This window comes from Vibrio sp. La 4.2.2 (assembly GCF_027586995.1).
Classification (GTDB): domain Bacteria; phylum Pseudomonadota; class Gammaproteobacteria; order Enterobacterales; family Vibrionaceae; genus Vibrio; species Vibrio mediterranei.
In genome coordinates this window covers 71,363-87,839 of the sequence record NZ_JAPPTJ010000006.1, presented here as the reverse complement: position 1 = coordinate 87,839, position 16,477 = coordinate 71,363, and the positions used below count along the sequence as shown (strand labels likewise).

The 16,477-nt window shown below is 42.8% G+C and carries 15 protein-coding genes; 7 read left to right on the top strand and 8 right to left on the bottom strand.

Annotated features, from left to right (window positions below; translation table 11 throughout):
• Nucleotides 1-383 precede the first annotated feature (383 nt).
• A complete protein-coding gene (locus OH456_RS15015) occupies nt 384-1,508 on the top strand; it encodes a porin (protein WP_006075226.1) in 1,125 nt (374 codons plus the stop codon).
• A gap of 199 nt (nt 1,509-1,707) precedes the next feature.
• On the opposite strand, the gene OH456_RS15010 is transcribed toward OH456_RS15015, so the two are convergent.
• The gene (locus OH456_RS15010) at nt 1,708-2,337 is read right to left on the bottom strand and encodes a YccT family protein (RefSeq protein ID WP_270033759.1); all 630 of its coding nucleotides are present in this window, start codon (nt 2,335-2,337) and stop codon (nt 1,708-1,710) included.
• A 175-nt stretch (nt 2,338-2,512) separates the two neighbouring features.
• Here OH456_RS15010 and cueR point away from each other — a divergent pair, with 175 nt between their 5' ends.
• On the top strand, nt 2,513-2,923 hold the full coding sequence (gene cueR, locus OH456_RS15005) for a Cu(I)-responsive transcriptional regulator (protein ID WP_006075228.1): 411 nt from the start codon (nt 2,513-2,515) through the stop codon (nt 2,921-2,923).
• Nucleotides 2,924-2,955: 32 nt separating this feature from the next.
• Here cueR and OH456_RS15000 read toward each other — a convergent pair whose 3' ends face one another.
• Complete coding sequence (locus OH456_RS15000) at nt 2,956-3,129, bottom strand: hypothetical protein (protein ID WP_006075229.1); 174 nt, start codon at nt 3,127-3,129, stop codon at nt 2,956-2,958.
• A 400-nt stretch (nt 3,130-3,529) separates the two neighbouring features.
• On the bottom strand, nt 3,530-4,387 hold the full coding sequence (locus OH456_RS14995; protein WP_270033758.1) for a TraB/GumN family protein: 858 nt from the start codon (nt 4,385-4,387) through the stop codon (nt 3,530-3,532).
• A gap of 550 nt (nt 4,388-4,937) precedes the next feature.
• On the opposite strand from OH456_RS14995, the gene OH456_RS14990 reads away from it, so the two are divergent.
• From OH456_RS14990 to OH456_RS14980, 3 genes are all read left to right on the top strand, one after another.
• Nucleotides 4,938-5,648, top strand: coding sequence for an oligogalacturonate-specific porin KdgM family protein (locus OH456_RS14990; RefSeq protein WP_062457002.1), 711 nt, complete (start codon nt 4,938-4,940; stop codon nt 5,646-5,648).
• Between the two features lie 222 nt (nt 5,649-5,870).
• Nucleotides 5,871-6,224 (top strand): DUF2799 domain-containing protein, encoded by a 354-nt coding sequence (locus tag OH456_RS14985; RefSeq protein ID WP_270033757.1) that lies wholly within the window; start codon nt 5,871-5,873, stop codon nt 6,222-6,224.
• A gap of 320 nt (nt 6,225-6,544) precedes the next feature.
• Entirely contained in the window at nt 6,545-7,291 is a 747-nt protein-coding gene (locus OH456_RS14980; RefSeq protein WP_270033756.1) for a porin, read from the top strand.
• 55 nt (nt 7,292-7,346) lie between these two features.
• On the opposite strand, the gene OH456_RS14975 is transcribed toward OH456_RS14980, so the two are convergent.
• Both OH456_RS14975 and OH456_RS14970 read right to left on the bottom strand, forming a co-directional pair.
• Entirely contained in the window at nt 7,347-7,796 is a 450-nt protein-coding gene (locus tag OH456_RS14975; protein ID WP_006075234.1) for a DUF411 domain-containing protein, read from the bottom strand.
• Nucleotides 7,797-7,853: 57 nt separating this feature from the next.
• On the bottom strand, nt 7,854-10,598 hold the full coding sequence (locus tag OH456_RS14970) for a heavy metal translocating P-type ATPase (protein WP_270033755.1): 2,745 nt from the start codon (nt 10,596-10,598) through the stop codon (nt 7,854-7,856).
• A gap of 163 nt (nt 10,599-10,761) precedes the next feature.
• On the opposite strand from OH456_RS14970, the gene gltX reads away from it, so the two are divergent.
• Entirely contained in the window at nt 10,762-12,189 is a 1,428-nt protein-coding gene (gene gltX, locus OH456_RS14965) for a glutamate--tRNA ligase (protein WP_038225397.1), read from the top strand.
• A gap of 104 nt (nt 12,190-12,293) precedes the next feature.
• Here the strand turns inward: gltX and dxs are convergent, their stop codons facing one another.
• Genes dxs through xseB form a run of 3 tightly spaced genes read right to left on the bottom strand, consistent with a single transcriptional unit; the run spans nt 12,294 to nt 15,329 of the window.
• A complete protein-coding gene (gene dxs / locus OH456_RS14960; RefSeq protein ID WP_270033754.1) occupies nt 12,294-14,159 on the bottom strand; it encodes a 1-deoxy-D-xylulose-5-phosphate synthase in 1,866 nt (621 codons plus the stop codon).
• 22 nt (nt 14,160-14,181) lie between these two features.
• The gene (gene ispA, locus OH456_RS14955) at nt 14,182-15,066 is read right to left on the bottom strand and encodes a (2E,6E)-farnesyl diphosphate synthase (RefSeq protein ID WP_270033753.1); all 885 of its coding nucleotides are present in this window, start codon (nt 15,064-15,066) and stop codon (nt 14,182-14,184) included.
• A 20-nt stretch (nt 15,067-15,086) separates the two neighbouring features.
• Nucleotides 15,087-15,329, bottom strand: a complete 243-nt coding sequence (gene xseB, locus OH456_RS14950) for an exodeoxyribonuclease VII small subunit (RefSeq protein ID WP_006074254.1) — start codon at nt 15,327-15,329, stop codon at nt 15,087-15,089.
• A 343-nt stretch (nt 15,330-15,672) separates the two neighbouring features.
• Between xseB and pomA the strand changes: the two genes are divergently transcribed.
• On the top strand, nt 15,673-16,437 hold the full coding sequence (pomA, locus tag OH456_RS14945; RefSeq protein ID WP_031493735.1) for a flagellar motor protein PomA: 765 nt from the start codon (nt 15,673-15,675) through the stop codon (nt 16,435-16,437).
• Nucleotides 16,438-16,477: the final 40 nt, after the last annotated feature.

Below are 16,477 nucleotides of genomic sequence, written 5' to 3'. Positions count from 1 at the left end.
GTGTAAATAGCGTTTTTTTATTTAATTAAATTAAATAAAAAATCCATGCGATCCATATCACGAATGGCAATGTTGATGGTGTTTTAACTTCTTGAAAACAAAGGATGTAAAGCATTTCATTATAGCTGTGTTTGAAAAATAAGATCTTCATCAATAACCATGGTAAAAGTTTGTAGTGCGTCCTATTTTTTTTAGCTTAATTGATTTTGAAATTGATAATTTTCTCTGCGAAGTTAGTCTTGTGAATATGGATACACAAGGTGTAGACAGGAAAATTAACCAGTCTATTTTGGTTAAATAAATAAGGAAATATTTCACCCTTCGGCGGCCAACTTAAGAGTGAAATATAAAAAACAGCTATATCCATTTTTAGGAGTTATTCCATGGAAAAAATGTTTAAACGCACTCTTATCGGTGCAGCAGTGGCGTCTTTAACAATGGCGGGTGCAGTACAAGCGAAACCGGCAACAGATACAGTTGATCTTTATGGTCAAGTTGCATTGTCTGTATGGCAATATGGTGAAGATAAAATTGGTGGCGGTGATGCTCCACTGAAACTAGAAAATGAATCTCGCTTTGGTTTACGCGGTTCACATGAACTAGCACGTGGTCCTAAGTTTATATGGCAATTGGAAGGTGGTAACGTTGGTGATGACGGTGCGGGTAGTGGTCTAGGTGTTCGTGATACCTACGGTGGTTTTGAGTTCGAGGAAGCTGGTCGCGTACGTATTGGTCGTATGTTGACACCACTCTATGAAATCATCGACTGGCCATACTCAGGTCAACGTGCTGGTGCTATTTTTGACTGGGGTGGCGATGTACTAGGTGGCGCACGCTATGATCGTCAATCTAATATGGTTCGTTATGACTCTGCTAACTTAGGAGGGTTTACATTCAACCTAGCAGCTGGTCGTGGTGATGAAGCAAGTGCTGACTCAAACTTCTATGGCTTAGGGGCGCACTATACTGTTGGAATGCTTACTCTACACGGTGGCTACGAGTACGGTAAGGATCGTAAGTTTGATACTCTCAACTCAGCTTACCAGAACTTCTTGAAGCAAAACCCTGGTGCTCCAATCATTGGTGATAAAGATACAGTTAATGGTCGTTCAGATACGCAAGCTGGATTGTTAGGTTTTGAGCTGAACTTTGACACATTTGCCTTTAATGGTGCATGGAAATACGAAGAAGCAGACTATAAAGAGTTGAAAGACAAAGATGATAATGATCTTCTACAGTATGGTTCGAAAATTTCTCAGAATAGCTACTCGTTAGGAGCTGTATTCAGTGGTGTTGAGAATTGGCAGTTCAAGCTTAATTATGCTGCGAATCTAGATCCTAAAATTGATAGTACCGATGCAGATGGCTATGCAGATTACATCGTTTCAGCACAGGCACTATATTTCTTGGATGACTCAGCGATTACCTATGTACGTCCTTATATGATTTCTAAAGACGAATCTTCTGCTGAATTCGGCTGGGGTCTAGGCGTAGAATACTACTTCTAAAATACAATCTGATACTGCCTTATACCTTCGGCTCCTAGAAATAGGGGCCGTTTTTTTATTGTGTAATTCACAGTGAGATTAATAAATAGTTGTTTTAACGAAAATATAGAAGATGGACGTTAAATAAAGTTGAGTTAAGAAAAGGAGATCTCGCGATAAAATGAAAATGTGCCCGCGAGTGCGAGCACAGTCGGTTAAATTACTCTTCGAGGTTGCTGATTGCCCAAGTAAGAAACTTCTTTCTTTCTTCGTATGAGGCACTTTTGAAAGAGCGTTTTAAAGATTGGTACACGTCACCATCAAGTTGGATGTCTGCGGTTTCTATATTGGATTGTGAGTAGTGTGACAAGCTAGCAACAGCGTTGGTTTGATTGTAGTCTTTTACTTCTTGTGCCATATCCGCAGTTAGACTAAACGTTAAACCTAACTGATCTTTCTTCACGCCAACGAGGGGCTTTGAATCGCTAACAAGTTCAAAGGTAGGTTTACTATTGAACTCTACACCTTGTTGCAGTGTCTTAATGTTAGGCACGGATATAGAGATATCCTTATCTTTTGCATCAAATGTTGCAACTAAAGGTTGAGATTTAAATTTGGTTTTGTCTGAGCCCGTTTCCATAACTATTTTAGAAATTCTAAAAACCAGTTGGTTTACACCGTTATCGAGAACGATATTGTCGTTACTATCGAAACCAAAGTTTGAGTAGCCAGCGTCTTTACCATTAACAGTGAGCAGTTGGATGCCAGACGGCACGTCAATGGTCACTGACGAGTAAGCTAGTGACGGTGCCAAAATTAGACTCGCAAGTAGTGTTTTTGTTAATTTCATTACCACTCCTTAGTACTTTGCCAATATGGCAATTCTCTTGTAGGGTCTGTTTCATCTTAGTTTTTTTACATCGCGAATAATAGCGTTGTTATGAAAGCAGAAAGCGTCTGTACAGAAATTTGCGAGTCACTTATCATTTGAATAATTGTGTAGGTTTGCCTAAGTGGAGTTCGATATGAACATCAGTGAAGTTGCTAAAAAGACCGGTCTAACAACGAAATCAATCCGACTGTATGAAGAAAAGAAAATCATCTCGTCACCGTTGAGAAGCGATAATGGCTATCGCATTTATTCGGCCAAGCATGTTGATGAACTAAGTGTTGTTGCTAAGGCCAAACGAGTCGGTTTTACGCTTGATGAGTGTCGCGATATGGTGTCGTTAGCCTTCAAAACGGACAGGACGAGTGCCGAAGTTAAACGTCGAACCAGCGAAAAACTTGCGGAAGTTAAACGCAAGATTTCAGAGTTGCAAGCTATTGAACAGCAATTGGAAGTCTGGCTTTCTCAGTGCCCGGGAGACACTAATTCGGCATGTCCAATCGTTGATGATTTGATGCAAGGCTGCAATACAAAAGTCCAAAACTGATGTTCGTACTATGCAGCCAAGGGCTTGATATATCAAAAGCGTTTTTGGCCACCTAAACGTTCGCAACGCTCAATCGGAGTATACGTTTGAGAGCCATCGCTTAGTTGGCAGTCGACATATGGACCTAATGCAGAACTGTTTGAGGCATGGGTGATTGGAGCAAGCGTCAGCATGATGCCGAAGATTAGTGCTGAGAAAATTTTCATAACGATCCCTTTCAATTATTCAATATTTAGAGGCATCTCACACTTCGAGATAATCCTAAGTATGAACAAGACAGAATAAAGATCAAAAAAAAGAGTAAGAATTAAAAAATTTTTAATTCCAAAAAAGTGGAACTTATTAATTGTGTGAAATTAATAACTATATGATTTAGATGGTAAAAATAATCTATAGTTTTATCATGTAGTATGGGGAAATGCCGCTCAACTACTTAAATTAACTTACTTAGTTTCTAGAACAATCTATGGCAATGATGGTTAACTAGTTGGTAATTAAGGAATCTAAGGAAATCTGATTTGCGGTGACGTGCTCCCAGCTCAAAAAGAGCTCGTTTTCGATGTTTTGTTCTAACTAGCCGGTAAAATGAACGAATTTCGATAACAGTCAGTTGTCTTGACTGGAATCAGAGATCGAGCAATTTGCCTTGTTTGGTGTGGAAAGTAGGTTTATGGCATAACCTTGCTCTCCTAGCTGTTCAACAACACTGTGTTTTCCAACAAGGTGCAGAGCGCCCACAGCCACAAAATGGGTTCCTGCTTTGTATTCTTGTGATTGGCTTAATATCTCTACCCACTTTTCGTTCCGCTCGTAAATGAATGAATGATAGAAGTCATCGTTATAGGCCTCTGCTTGTAACACTTCTTCAAGGTTCTTTTTATCCCCCATACGCCAAGACTCGACTAAACATTGGATGCTTGCTTCACTATTTGGCCACTCTTGGATTGTTTGTTTCAACATATCTAATCCGTCATCAGGCTGATTTGCGAGTAAATCGATTTGAAATTGTAAACTCTCTAATCCCTTTATTGGTAATTGATGAGTGTTTGCCCACTGAACAAACTGCATATCAATGCCGAACTGAGGTTGATAGTTAAGAGATTGGAATTGTAATTGTTGTAAGGTTAAGGCTGCTTGCCAAGGTGGTAAGTTCAATATTTTAGTTGGAGCTAGGGAAGTCTGTTTTAAGATTTTAACTAATGTAGCTAAGTGTTCTTCGTCTAACATTTGCTTAGTACTGGGTTGTGGTTCTTGCGGGAAACGAACTTTTTCATTTAGGTGTGTTTCGACAACCAGGCTATCAGAGCTATCTAAAGCTTCTGTCACTTTTCTAGAAAATGGATCGAGTTTGGTATCCCCAACGTGAATTGTCCCCATGAGATAGAGGCGCTGTTCACCTTTGTCTGCTTGCCATAACAACGGTTCTGCATGAGAAAAAAATGAGATCAACAACAGAAGCTTCATGAATGAAGGCCCCAAGTGAGCTCTCTTTATATAACTCGAAATATATCTAAGCAATCTATTCACCACTTTCTGAACTACGGTTGAGTGTTCAGACTAACACAAGTTCGATCCTCAAATGCCAAGGTTGAAGTAGAGAGTTACTGCTCTAGGTTGTTTTTCCTCGATAAAACTACTTTTTTAATGCGAATTAAATGCTGTTTTAAACCTAAAAGTACGTTTGATATCACGATTTTATAAGAGTTATTTTGGACGGGATGTGGTTTTTACGACATTTTTGTCATCAATATGGCGATATGAGTATGGTTTTTGTGACTTTCATCATAGGTAATTTTTCTTTGTGAATTTACGGTATTTTATATAACTTTTTTAAGTTGCTGTTTTTTATGTATTTATGTTTTTTGTCATTTTCCTGTTGTGATTTTGATCACTTTGGTGGGGTAATTATTTGTTAGCGCGAATTAAATCTAGTTATAGTGTGCTCAAGCCAGACGGCAGCATATCAAGGCAGCAACATAAGCTGCTCAAAACTAAAGCATATATAGGTGTTATAATGAAAAAAGTTCTCGCTCTTACCGCTCTTGCAGTTGCATCAACTAGCGCTTTCGCAGGCTCTTCTTACGTAACTGGTAACGTTCAATTTCACGATACGTACCTTCAAGGTTCTAAAGCAACGTCTACGCTAGAAGCCGGCCACACATTTGACTCTAACACTACGCTGTTAGTTGAGTTTGATGCTATTCCACTGGGTAAAGTACAAGATGGTGCTAGTCCACTACCAGCGACTACTTTGGGTGTTGAACAGGTCTTTAACGCAACTGACCACCTTTGGTTTGCGGCAGGTTACCATCACTTGATTCAAGGCGGTGAAACAATTCAATATCGCCCACTTATCAAGATCGGTTATAACTTCGATAACGGTCTTTCTTTGAGCAACCGTACTCGTATGCACATTAATAATCAACTAGATGGCCAAGCACGCAAGTCAGATACAGATGTTCGTTTGGACAACAAAATTGCTTATCAATTTGCTGATCAGCCTATTGCTCTTTCTTATAACAACGTATACGTAGTGGCTGGCGACAAAGATGCGAATGGCGATGATAAAGTTAATACGATGGATCACGAGCTTCGTGCAACTTGGACTCGTGATGGCGTACAACCATACTTTGAGTTCCGTAGCCAAGCTCACGGCCTAAAGAATGCTGACGGAAGCAGTGCAGTAAACAATGCTGTTGTGTTCGGTGCTTCATACGGCTTCTAATCTATCCCCCAAGATTGTTCATATTTCCATATTTAGGGCTCCGTCAGGAGCCTTTTTTCTGTTCTAAGTTCGGATTTAGAATAGAGGTGCCTCGCAATTTCTTTTTATCTGTTCCTTATCTTAAGAGTGACACGATAAAATACGTGAACGACACTGAACGAATACTCAAGTCATGGCGTACTAAACTTCTTGTTTTCAGTAATGACTTAAAAGGATGATGAGATGAACATTAAATTTCTTGTATCTAGCTTAATCACAGTTGTATTTATGAGTGGTTGTACACAGACAGCTTTTACAACAGATGGGACGAGTGATTCATGGCAGACATTTGGTTATGAGCAGTCAAAAAAAGGCTACATGAAAAAAACACCTGAAGAATTAAGTGTCAATGATGCGGCTTTAGAAACGGCTTACTCTGAAGGGTATGAAAAAGGCCGAACTGAATACTGCGCGCAAGATGCCTACAAGTTAGGGATTATGGGGAAAAGCTACCTGGGGATTTGTGACGACCTCGATTGGCGATTCCGAATGAAGTATAACGATGGACGTTCAAATCAAAGTCTTGGTCGCTTATAGAGTAACTGAGGCGGTACGCTGATATAAATCTGAACGTTTAGTTTGTTTTAATAAATTTGCGGTTTACTGAGCAACTTTTACTTATCCTTACTGAGGTCGACTATTGGTCGTCCTTTGTCGTTTTTCTGTCCAGAAAATATGTCTTTCGGACGGTTTATTTACATAGCGAAGTTAGGGTTAAGCTAGTTGATTGAATTTCCAGTATTTATCTGATTTTTTGACAATTTGTGTCTTGCAGAGTCATGACTTTGTTAGAATTTGCCACAAGGTAAATCGAGCGTGAAGATGCGTTTTTTTCTGACTAAGTTAGGACTAACGTCTTGCGTAAAATTTCATTCTTGGCACTCGCATTTAGCTCGAGCAGCGCATTTGCTGCATCGTCATATATTGAAGGTAACATCCAGTTCAATAGCAGTTATCTCTATGATTCCAAAACCACAGCTAAGATGGCGGCAGGCCATACTTTTGATACGGATACAACGATTAAGTTCAAAATAGAAGATATTGCGATTGGTGCAACGCCTCACAGTGATGGTCACCATCACCACCATAACATGTACTATGGACACCGCGTGAGAGCTCCTTTGGTGACGCTAGGGGTAGAGCAGCGTTTTCAAATGTCGGACAACTTCTGGCTAGGGGCTGGATATGAACACCTAATGCAAGTGGGTGAAACCATGCAGTACCGTCCACTCTTTAAAATCGGCTATGACTTTGAGCAAGGTCTCTCTTTGAGTCATCGCACTCGAATCGAAGTTTATGCACAACATGACCGTTGGGGGTATAAGCCGGATACAGATTATCGATTTGATAACAAGATTGCCTATACGTTCCAAACGCACCCAGTGAAAATCCACTATAACAATGTGTACCATGCCATAGGAGCTTATGGGCCATACTACCCATACACGGACAGCACCATGGACCATGAGTTTAGGTTGACGTTAACGAAATACGCTTTTCAGCCGTATTTTGAGTACAAGAGTCAAGGGGATGTCAAAGTATCACGTTATGGCTATGGTGTAGCGAATAGTGCATTTCTTATAGGTGGGATTTATAACTTTTAGCCAGATAAACGCCACAGCGATTGCTGTGGCGTTTATCTAGTATCAGTGCTTCACGTTACATATTGTAAGCACGGAAACTGTAGACTTGACCTTTCTCATTGTAAGCATAGACATGATAAGGGTCTTTCTTGTCGCCATATTCCATACCTGGAGAACCAACGGGCATGCCTGGAACAGCGAGTCCCTTAGCGTTCTTAGGTGGGTTCTCTAGGAAAGCCTTGATGTCATCGGCTGGAATATGGCCTTCGAAGACATAGTCACCGATAACCGCCGTATGACACGATGCGAGTTCGGGCTTTATACCTAGTTTTTCTTTTATTGGGTTCATATTCTTATGCTCTTCAACCGTAACGTTAAATCCAGCATCTTCCATATGCTTCACCCATTCTTTACAGCAGCCACAGTAAGGTGATTTATACGTGAGCATATCCGTGGCAAACGCTGAACCTGTTACCATCGCAAACGACAGTGTTGCTAGTTTGAATAGACGTGTTTGCTTTGACATATTGAATCCTTTTAAAAAGTAATTATTGGCTATATCGTTATCGGTTAACCAACTCGATTAGCCTTTATATTGAAAGTTTCTGAGTCTATTTGCGTTGCTGACAACGGTAATAGAGGACAGTGCCATAGCTGCTCCAGCAAAAACAGGGCTGAGCAGAAAACCAAAAATCGGGTAAAGAATCCCTGCTGCAATAGGGATCCCTAACGAGTTATAGATAAATGCACCAAATAGGTTTTGTTTTATGTTCTTCACTGTCGCCTTAGACAGTGAAATAGCGTATGCCACAGTCGCAGGGTTACTATTAAGCAATGTCATTGGCGCACTTTCGATGGCCACGTCACTCCCTGAGCCCATGGCAATACCGACATCAGCAAGTGCTAAAGCAGGTGCGTCATTGATGCCATCACCAACCATAGCGACAGGCCCAAACTTAGCCTTGAGTGACTCTACATGAGCGGATTTCTCATCTGGTAATACTTCAGAAACCACCTCGTCGATACCAAGCTTCTTAGCGATTACGTTAGCAACATGTCGGTTGTCACCCGTTAGCATCACAGTATGAATGCCTTGCTGTTTCAATGATGCCACTGCAGAAGCCGCTTCTGGTTTAAGCTCATCGGCGATTGCAATAACAGCTACGGCTGAATTATCGATAACTACGACCACTGGTGTCGCAGCCATATTTGCTGCTTCATCGAGGCCACTTTGAATCGGCGTTGTATCAATGTTCAAACTTTGTACGTGATTGAGCGATGCAATGGTTATTTGCTTATCGTCAACTATCCCTTTAACCCCTTTGCCCTTAAGATTCTCAAATTGTTGGGGCTCACTTGTGTCAGTGGCAGACCAATATCGAGTGACCGCTTTCGCTAGAGGATGTTCCGAACGTTTTTCTAATGGCAATACCAATTTGGCCAGCTCATGTTCTGCCAGCTCATGTGCTGATAGGTTCGATGTAAATACTCGCTGTACGGTTGGTTGACCCATGGTCAGTGTGCCGGTTTTATCGAATACGACGACTTTTACTTTACTTAGCTTTTGTAAGGCGTCGGCATCTTTAATTAATACTCCTGCTTGGGCTGCTTTGCCTATACCTACAGTAATAGACAGCGGTGTTGCCAAACCTAATGCGCATGGGCAGGCGATGATAAGTACTGTTGTCGTCACAACAAGCATATAACTGGCTCTAGGCTCTGGTCCGACAAAGAACCAAACTGCCGCGGCTAACAAAGCGATAACCACAACGACGGGAACAAATACTGCTGAGATAGAGTCTGCTAATTTGGCAATGGCAGGTTTACTGCTTTGCGCTTCCCTTACTAGGTTAATTATACGCGACAACATAGTATCTGCGCCCACACCTGTTGCTTTGATAACCAAGCTACCATCGGTGTTTAATGTGCCTGCAGACACCGTGTCATTAATATCTTTTGCTGCGGCCACAGGTTCACCCGTCAACATGGATTCATCAATATAGCTGTGTCCTTCAAGTACTAGTCCATCAACAGGAACTTTTTCACCTGGCTTTATTCTAAGCAGCATCCCGAGACGAATATCGGACACTGCCATAGGCTGATCTTGACCATCAATAATGGCAGTCGCATATTGTGGTTGAAGGTTCATTAGCGCTTGAAGCGACTGATTGGTTTTAGACTTTGCTTTGGCTTCGATGTAGTGCCCGAGAGATATTAATCCCACAATCATCGCGCTTGCCTCAAAATAAACATGTCTAGATTGATGTGGGAACCAACTAGGCTTAACCACCACTAACATAGAGTAAAACCATGCTGCGCCCGTGCCTAACGCGACGAGGGTATCCATCGTTGCTCGTTTGTGTGTTAGCGCTTTATAAGCATTTACATAGAAGTCGCGCCCGGCAGTAGCGAGTAGCCATAAACAGATGACACCAATTAGCCCCCAGGTCATTTGGTCTAGAGGGTTGCGGATCATCATATTGCCACCTAATACTCCCCAAAGCATGAGCGGAGCACCAATGGCTAAGGCAACAATAGTGTGTTTTTTTTGAGTCGCTTGATGGTCTAAAAGTGCTTGCTGTTGCTGACTTTGGCTTGTGGCTAAGTCTTGAACTAGCTCCCCTTGATAACCAGCACTCGAAACCGCAGCGAGCAAAGCGTCATTGATGCTTTCTACATCTTTGGAAGCTACTACCAAAGCACTTTGTTCAGCAAGGTTAACGCGAGCGTTCTCGACGCCATCAACACTGGCTAGTGCTTTCTCTACCGAGCTCACACAGCTTGCACAAGTCATTCCATGAATCAGGTAATGAAGTCTGTAGCCTTCTTGTGTTAACAGCAGTTCGTCATTTGACTCGTTTAGCAACGAGATATCAGGAGAAATAGGCTCAATACTTTCGCTTTGCGTAGACGTATCAAGGTCATTGCCGTTGGTAGAATTAGCCTCTTGCTTTGCTTGATATCCGACAGCTTCTACGCTATCGATAATAGTTAGCGGATTGTCTAATGTTGCAATGGTCAACTCTGATTTACTCAATGAGAGAATTTCGCAATCTTCCAATGATTCAAGTTGAGTGCGCAATTTCGCTACACATTTTCCGCAGTTCAGGCCTGAAAGTGCAAAGTGCCATACGGGAATAGCATGGTAGTTAAGGGATTGGACTATGGAAATAATGTCTTGGACATCCGAGGAACTCTCCACGATAAGTTGTTCAGTGGTGAGTGTTTTGATATCCATCGATAGCGGGGAGGCATCGAGTGCTTTTTGCAGCTTATTCACGCACCCCATGCAGGAGAGCCCTGATAGATTTAGCGTATATTGATTCATAAAACACCTCGAAGAAATATTGAACTGTGACTAACGATAAACCTTACCGCAAGGGTAAGGTCAAGCTATTGATTGTAGATTTAGCTTAAGGTGATAAAATAGCGCCCAAATTTGCAACGCACGATGAAGCGCATCGTGCGACGTTGACAACAAGGTACATTCGATGACGGTTAAAACACGTTTTGCTCCTAGCCCTACAGGCTATCTTCATGTCGGTGGTGCACGTACTGCACTGTATTCTTGGCTATTTGCTAAAAACCAAGGCGGCGAATTCGTTCTTCGTATCGAAGACACCGATCTAGAGCGTAACTCGCAACAAGCAGTGGATGCGATCTTGGAAGGCATGCAGTGGATGGGTTTGGAATGGGACGAGGGTCCTTATTACCAATCTAAGCGTTTTGATCGATACAATGAAATGGTTGATAAGCTACTTGCGGAAGACAAAGCATATAAATGTTATGCGCCGAAAGAGTTGCTAGAAGAGATTCGTGCAGAGCAAGAAGCGAACAAAGAAATTCCTCGCTATGATGCGAACCACCCTAAAATTGTTGCAGCGAACGCAGCAGCAAAAGAAGGTGACCCGTGTGTTATTCGCTTCCGCAATCCGAAAGAGGGTAGCGTGGTGTTTGATGACCAAATCCGTGGTCGCATTGAAATCTCAAACAGCCAAATGGACGACCTGATTATTCGTCGTACCGATGGCGCGCCAACATATAACTTTGTGGTAGTGGTTGATGATTGGGATATGGGTATTACACATGTTGTTCGTGGTGAAGATCACATCAACAACACGCCTCGTCAAATCAACATCTATGAAGCTCTAGGTGCTCCAGTACCTACATTTGCACACTGTGCAATGATTCTTGGTGATGATGGTGCGAAACTGTCTAAGCGTCACGGCGCGGTTTCTGTGATGCAGTATCGTGATGAAGGCTACCTTCCGAATGCTTTGAACAACTACTTGGTGCGTCTAGGTTGGTCTCATGGTGACCAAGAAATCTTCTCACAAGAAGAGATGATCGAACTGTTCTCTTTGAATGCTATTTCAAAATCAGCATCTGCGTTCAATACTGACAAACTAAACTGGTTGAACAACCATTACATCAAGACATCTGAGCCAGAGTATGTGGCAAAGTATCTACAATGGCACCTTGATGAGCAAAAGCTAAACACAGAGAATGGTCCTGCTATCACAGAAGTCATTAAGCTAGTTGGTGAGCGTTGCAATACATTGGTTGAACTTGCACAGCAAATCCGTTACTTCTACGAAGATTTCTCTGAGTTCGAAGCTGGTGCTGCGAAGAAACATCTACGCGGTGTAGCTAAAGCGCCTTTAGAAGCTGCGCTAGCGAAAGTAGAAGCGTTGGAAGAGTGGACAACAGTAAATATTAAAGAGCAAGTCATTGCCGCGGTCTGTGAAGAATTAGAAATTGGTATGGGTAAAATCGGTATGCCACTTCGCGTAGCAGTAACAGGCGGTGGTCAATCTCCATCGGTTGATGCAGTTATGGAACTGGTTGGCAAAGAGCGTGTTATTGCTCGCATTAAGATGGCTTTAGCATTTATTGCTGAGCGTGAAGCGAACGCTTAATTACTCCTAATCTATGATATTGAAAAGGCCGCAATAAATATTGCGGCCTTTTTTTCATAAAAAAAAAAAGCGACTCACAAGCCGCTTTTCATATGGAAGTAAGATTACTTATCTAGATAGTCTCGAATGGATTTTTCTATACCCACCGCATCCAGTCCAAGCTCTGCGTGCAACTCATCTTGAGTGCCTTGAGCGACAAACCTGTCAGGAAGTCCTAGGTTTAGGACGGGCTTCATTAGTTTCTCACTCATCATGAACTCAATTACGCCAGCGCCAGCACCACCTGCAATAGCGTTTTCTTCTAGAGTAACTATGACGTCGTGACTATTGCAAAGCTCTCTAATTAGCGCTTCATCAAGCGGTTTGACAAAACGCATATCAGCGACGGTAGCATTGATGTTCTCCGCCGCGATAAGCGCATTATCTAAGAAAGTACCGAAGGATAATATCGCTACTTTTTCGCCTTCACGTACGATGCGACCTTTGCCGATTTCTAGAGCGGTAAATTCAGCTTCTGGTGTTGTTCCATTGCCCCCACCACGTGGGTAGCGTACGGCACTTGGACCATTGTGCATGTGACCAGTGTAGAGCATCTGGCGACATTCATTTTCATCACTTGGTGCCATGATGACCATGTTAGGGATGCAGCGCATAAAACTTAAGTCGAAGGCACCTTGGTGAGTTTGACCATCAGCGCCGACTAATCCTGCTCGGTCGATAGCAAACATTACAGGCAAATCCATAATAGCAACATCGTGGATCAGTTGGTCATAGCCGCGCTGTAAGAACGTAGAGTAAATGGCAACGATTGGGCGGTTACCAGCAATAGCCATACCAGTGGCTAATGTCACGGCGTGTTGCTCTGCAATCGCGACATCGAAATATTGGCTCGGATACTCTTTCGAGAAACGTACCATGCCAGAGCCTTCACGCATGGCAGGAGTAATTGCCATTAATGAAGGGTCTTTGGCTGCCATATCACATAGGAAATCGCCAAAGATCTTTGAATAGGTTGGTTTGCTTGAGCTGCTTTTTGGCAGACAGGAGTGAGAAGGATCGAACTTAGGTACGCCATGGTAACCGATTGGATCTTTCTCAGCTGGTTCGTATCCTTTACCTTTCTTGGTCATAATGTGCAGGAACTGCGGGCCTTTAAGCTCACGCATGTTCTTTAACGTTTTAACCAATTCATTGACATCATGACCATCAACAGGGCCGATGTAGTTGAAGCCTAGCTCCTCAAATAGTGTGCCCGGAACGATCATACCTTTTAAATGTTCTTCTGTACGACGAACTAGCTCTTTAATTGGTGGCAAACCAGATAGTGCTTTCTTACCGCCTTCACGAATCGAAGTGTATAAACTACCAGATAAGACCTGAGCGAGGTGGTTGTTTAGAGCGCCAACGTTTTCTGAGATCGACATTTCGTTATCATTGAGGATTACGAGCATATCAGGATGAACATCACCAGCGTGGTTGAGTGCTTCAAATGCCATTCCTGCAGTAATGGCGCCGTCGCCAATAACGCTGACCACTTTACGGTCTTTGCCTTCTTTAGCCGCAGAGATGGCAATACCAAGTCCCGCACTGATAGATGTGGATGAGTGGCCAACGGATAAAACGTCGTACTCACTTTCTTCACGCCAAGGGAAAGGGTGAAGCCCATCTTTTTGTCGGATCGTCGACATCTTCTCGCGTCGACCCGTCAAAATTTTGTGTGGATAAGCCTGATGGCCCACATCCCAAATCAATTGGTCGAAAGGCGTGTTGTATACGTAATGTAGGGCGACAGTTAATTCAACCGTCCCTAAGCCAGAAGCTAGGTGTCCGCTTGATTGGCTCACAGAGTTTAACAAATACGTTCTTAGCTCCTCACAAAGCTTCGGAAGTGACTCTTTTGGCATCAAGCGAAGTTCTTCCGGTGTATTTGCTAATGTCAGTGTTGGATATTTTGAAATATCAAGTGTCATAGTGTTAGCGCTTTAATTCTGTTTAGTTGTTGCGCTCGATGACATATCGGGCGAAATCTTCGAGTAATTGAGTATTGTAGGGTATAGCCTCTAAAGCACAAAGTGCTTCTTCAAAAAGCTGCGCTGCTTTTTGCTGAGCCCCTTCTAATCCTAGCAAAGCAGGGTAGGTACTTTTGTTAAGTTCGACGTCTGAACCCTGAGGTTTACCTAAGGTTTCCGTGTCACCGACAATATCTAGAATATCGTCTTGCACCTGAAACGCGAGTCCAATTGCATCAGCGTAATTTTCCAACTGAGGTAGGTATTGACCCCCTTTATCCCCAGCTGCCAAAGCACCTAACTGAACAGCGCACTTAATCAGTGCCCCTGTTTTATGACGATGTATACGCTCAAGCTCTTCCAGCGTCACATTGCGGTTCTCTGCTTCTAGATCGAGTGCTTGCCCAATGCACATACCAGCAGCACCTGAAGCGTGAGCAAGCTTTTGTACCATAGTAATACGTTGCTCATTGGCAAAGGATGCCAATTCACCTTCAGATAAAATGGTAAAGGCCAGTGTTTGCAGAGCATCACCAGTTAGAATAGCAGTCGCTTCATCGAATTGAATATGGCAAGTCGCTTGACCTCGACGGAGTTCGTCATCATCCATTGCAGGAAGATCATCGTGGATCAATGAATAGGCATGGATACACTCAATAGCAGCGGCCGGAGTATCTAATTGTTCATTGGTGCAACCAAAAATCTGTCCGGTAGCATAAACAAGGAAAGGGCGAGCACGTTTACCGCCAAGTAGCAATGCATATCGCATTGCTTCTATTAATCTTTGTTCTTGGAAAGGGTAGTGGTCGAGCCAAGCGTCCAGTTGCTCGTTATTACGTTGTTGATAAGACTTTAAAGCCTCAATCATGGGGATACTCACTTTTGTTTCTATTCCGCTGACTGGGAGAAGTCATCAAGTTCTGCATCGTCATCTTTGGCTAGCAGGATGCTGACTTTTTGTTCTGCTTCTGTAAGCTTATGTTGCCCAGCACGAGCTAAAGCGATACCACGTTCAAACTTCTTCAAAGCGTCGTCCAATGCAAGGTCACCATTTTCTAATTGTTCGACAAGCATATCTAGCTCATCCACTGTCGCTTCAAACGACATGTTCTCTGGTTTTTTCGTCGCCATAACTTACTTGTTTTATCAGAAATGTTCGAACGTTACATTAGCCTTAACGGATGGTCAAACTAATGGTGCCAAAAATGTAACCAAGATGCTTTCCACTTTTTGTTTCTGCTACAAATTTGTTCAACAGGATGGATATAGAAACTGGGGAAGGTGTTGTTTTACGGCGATTTCTCGAATTGACTCCGGCTAAAAGAAGAGGGAGCAGGGAATTTTGTGATTTTCAGGTCATAAATTACTTAAAGATATGGGCATGTGGTCGATAACCTAAATATAACGCGATAGACTCGTGCGGATATTCAGGTTCGTCAATGTCGATTGATGGCAATTATTTATGGAGTGTTGAGTGGATTTAGCAACGCTGATAGGCCTAATTGGTGGGGCCGCTTCGATCATTATGGCGATGGTGCTAGGTGGCAGCATCATGACTTACTACGATACCACGTCGGTATTCATCGTAATCGGTGGTTCGACATTTGTGGTGTTGATGAAGTTCACTCTGAGCCAGTTCTTTAGTGCAACGAAGATTGCTGGCAAAGCGTTCATGTTCAAAACCGATGAACCTGAAGACTTAATCGCGAAAATCGTCGAAATGGCGGATGCGGCACGTAAAGGTGGTTTCCTAGCTTTAGAGGAAATGGATATTCAGAACAGCTTTATGCAAAAAGGCATCGATCTATTGGTTGATGGTCACGATGCAGAAGTTGTGCGTAACGCGATGCAAAAAGACATCGCATTAACCGATGAACGCCATGTGAAAGGAGCGGGCGTTTTTAAGGCATTTGGTGATGTTTCTCCTGCAATGGGAATGATCGGTACCCTCATTGGTCTAGTTGCGATGCTTTCTAACATGGACGATCCGAAGTCGATTGGTCCTGCAATGGCGGTGGCACTTTTAACAACCTTGTATGGGGCGATTCTTTCCAACATGCTTTTCTTCCCGATTGCTGACAAGCTTACGTTGCGTCGCGAGCAAGAAAAACTCAATCGTCGTTTGATCATGGATGGTGTCTTGGCGATTCAAGATGGTCAAAACCCTCGCGTGATTGATGGCTATTTGAAAAACTACCTCAATGAGAGCAAGCGAGCCTTTGATTTGGACGGTGAGTAAACATGCTGGTCTCACATATTAAATTGGCGTAGGAGGAGCT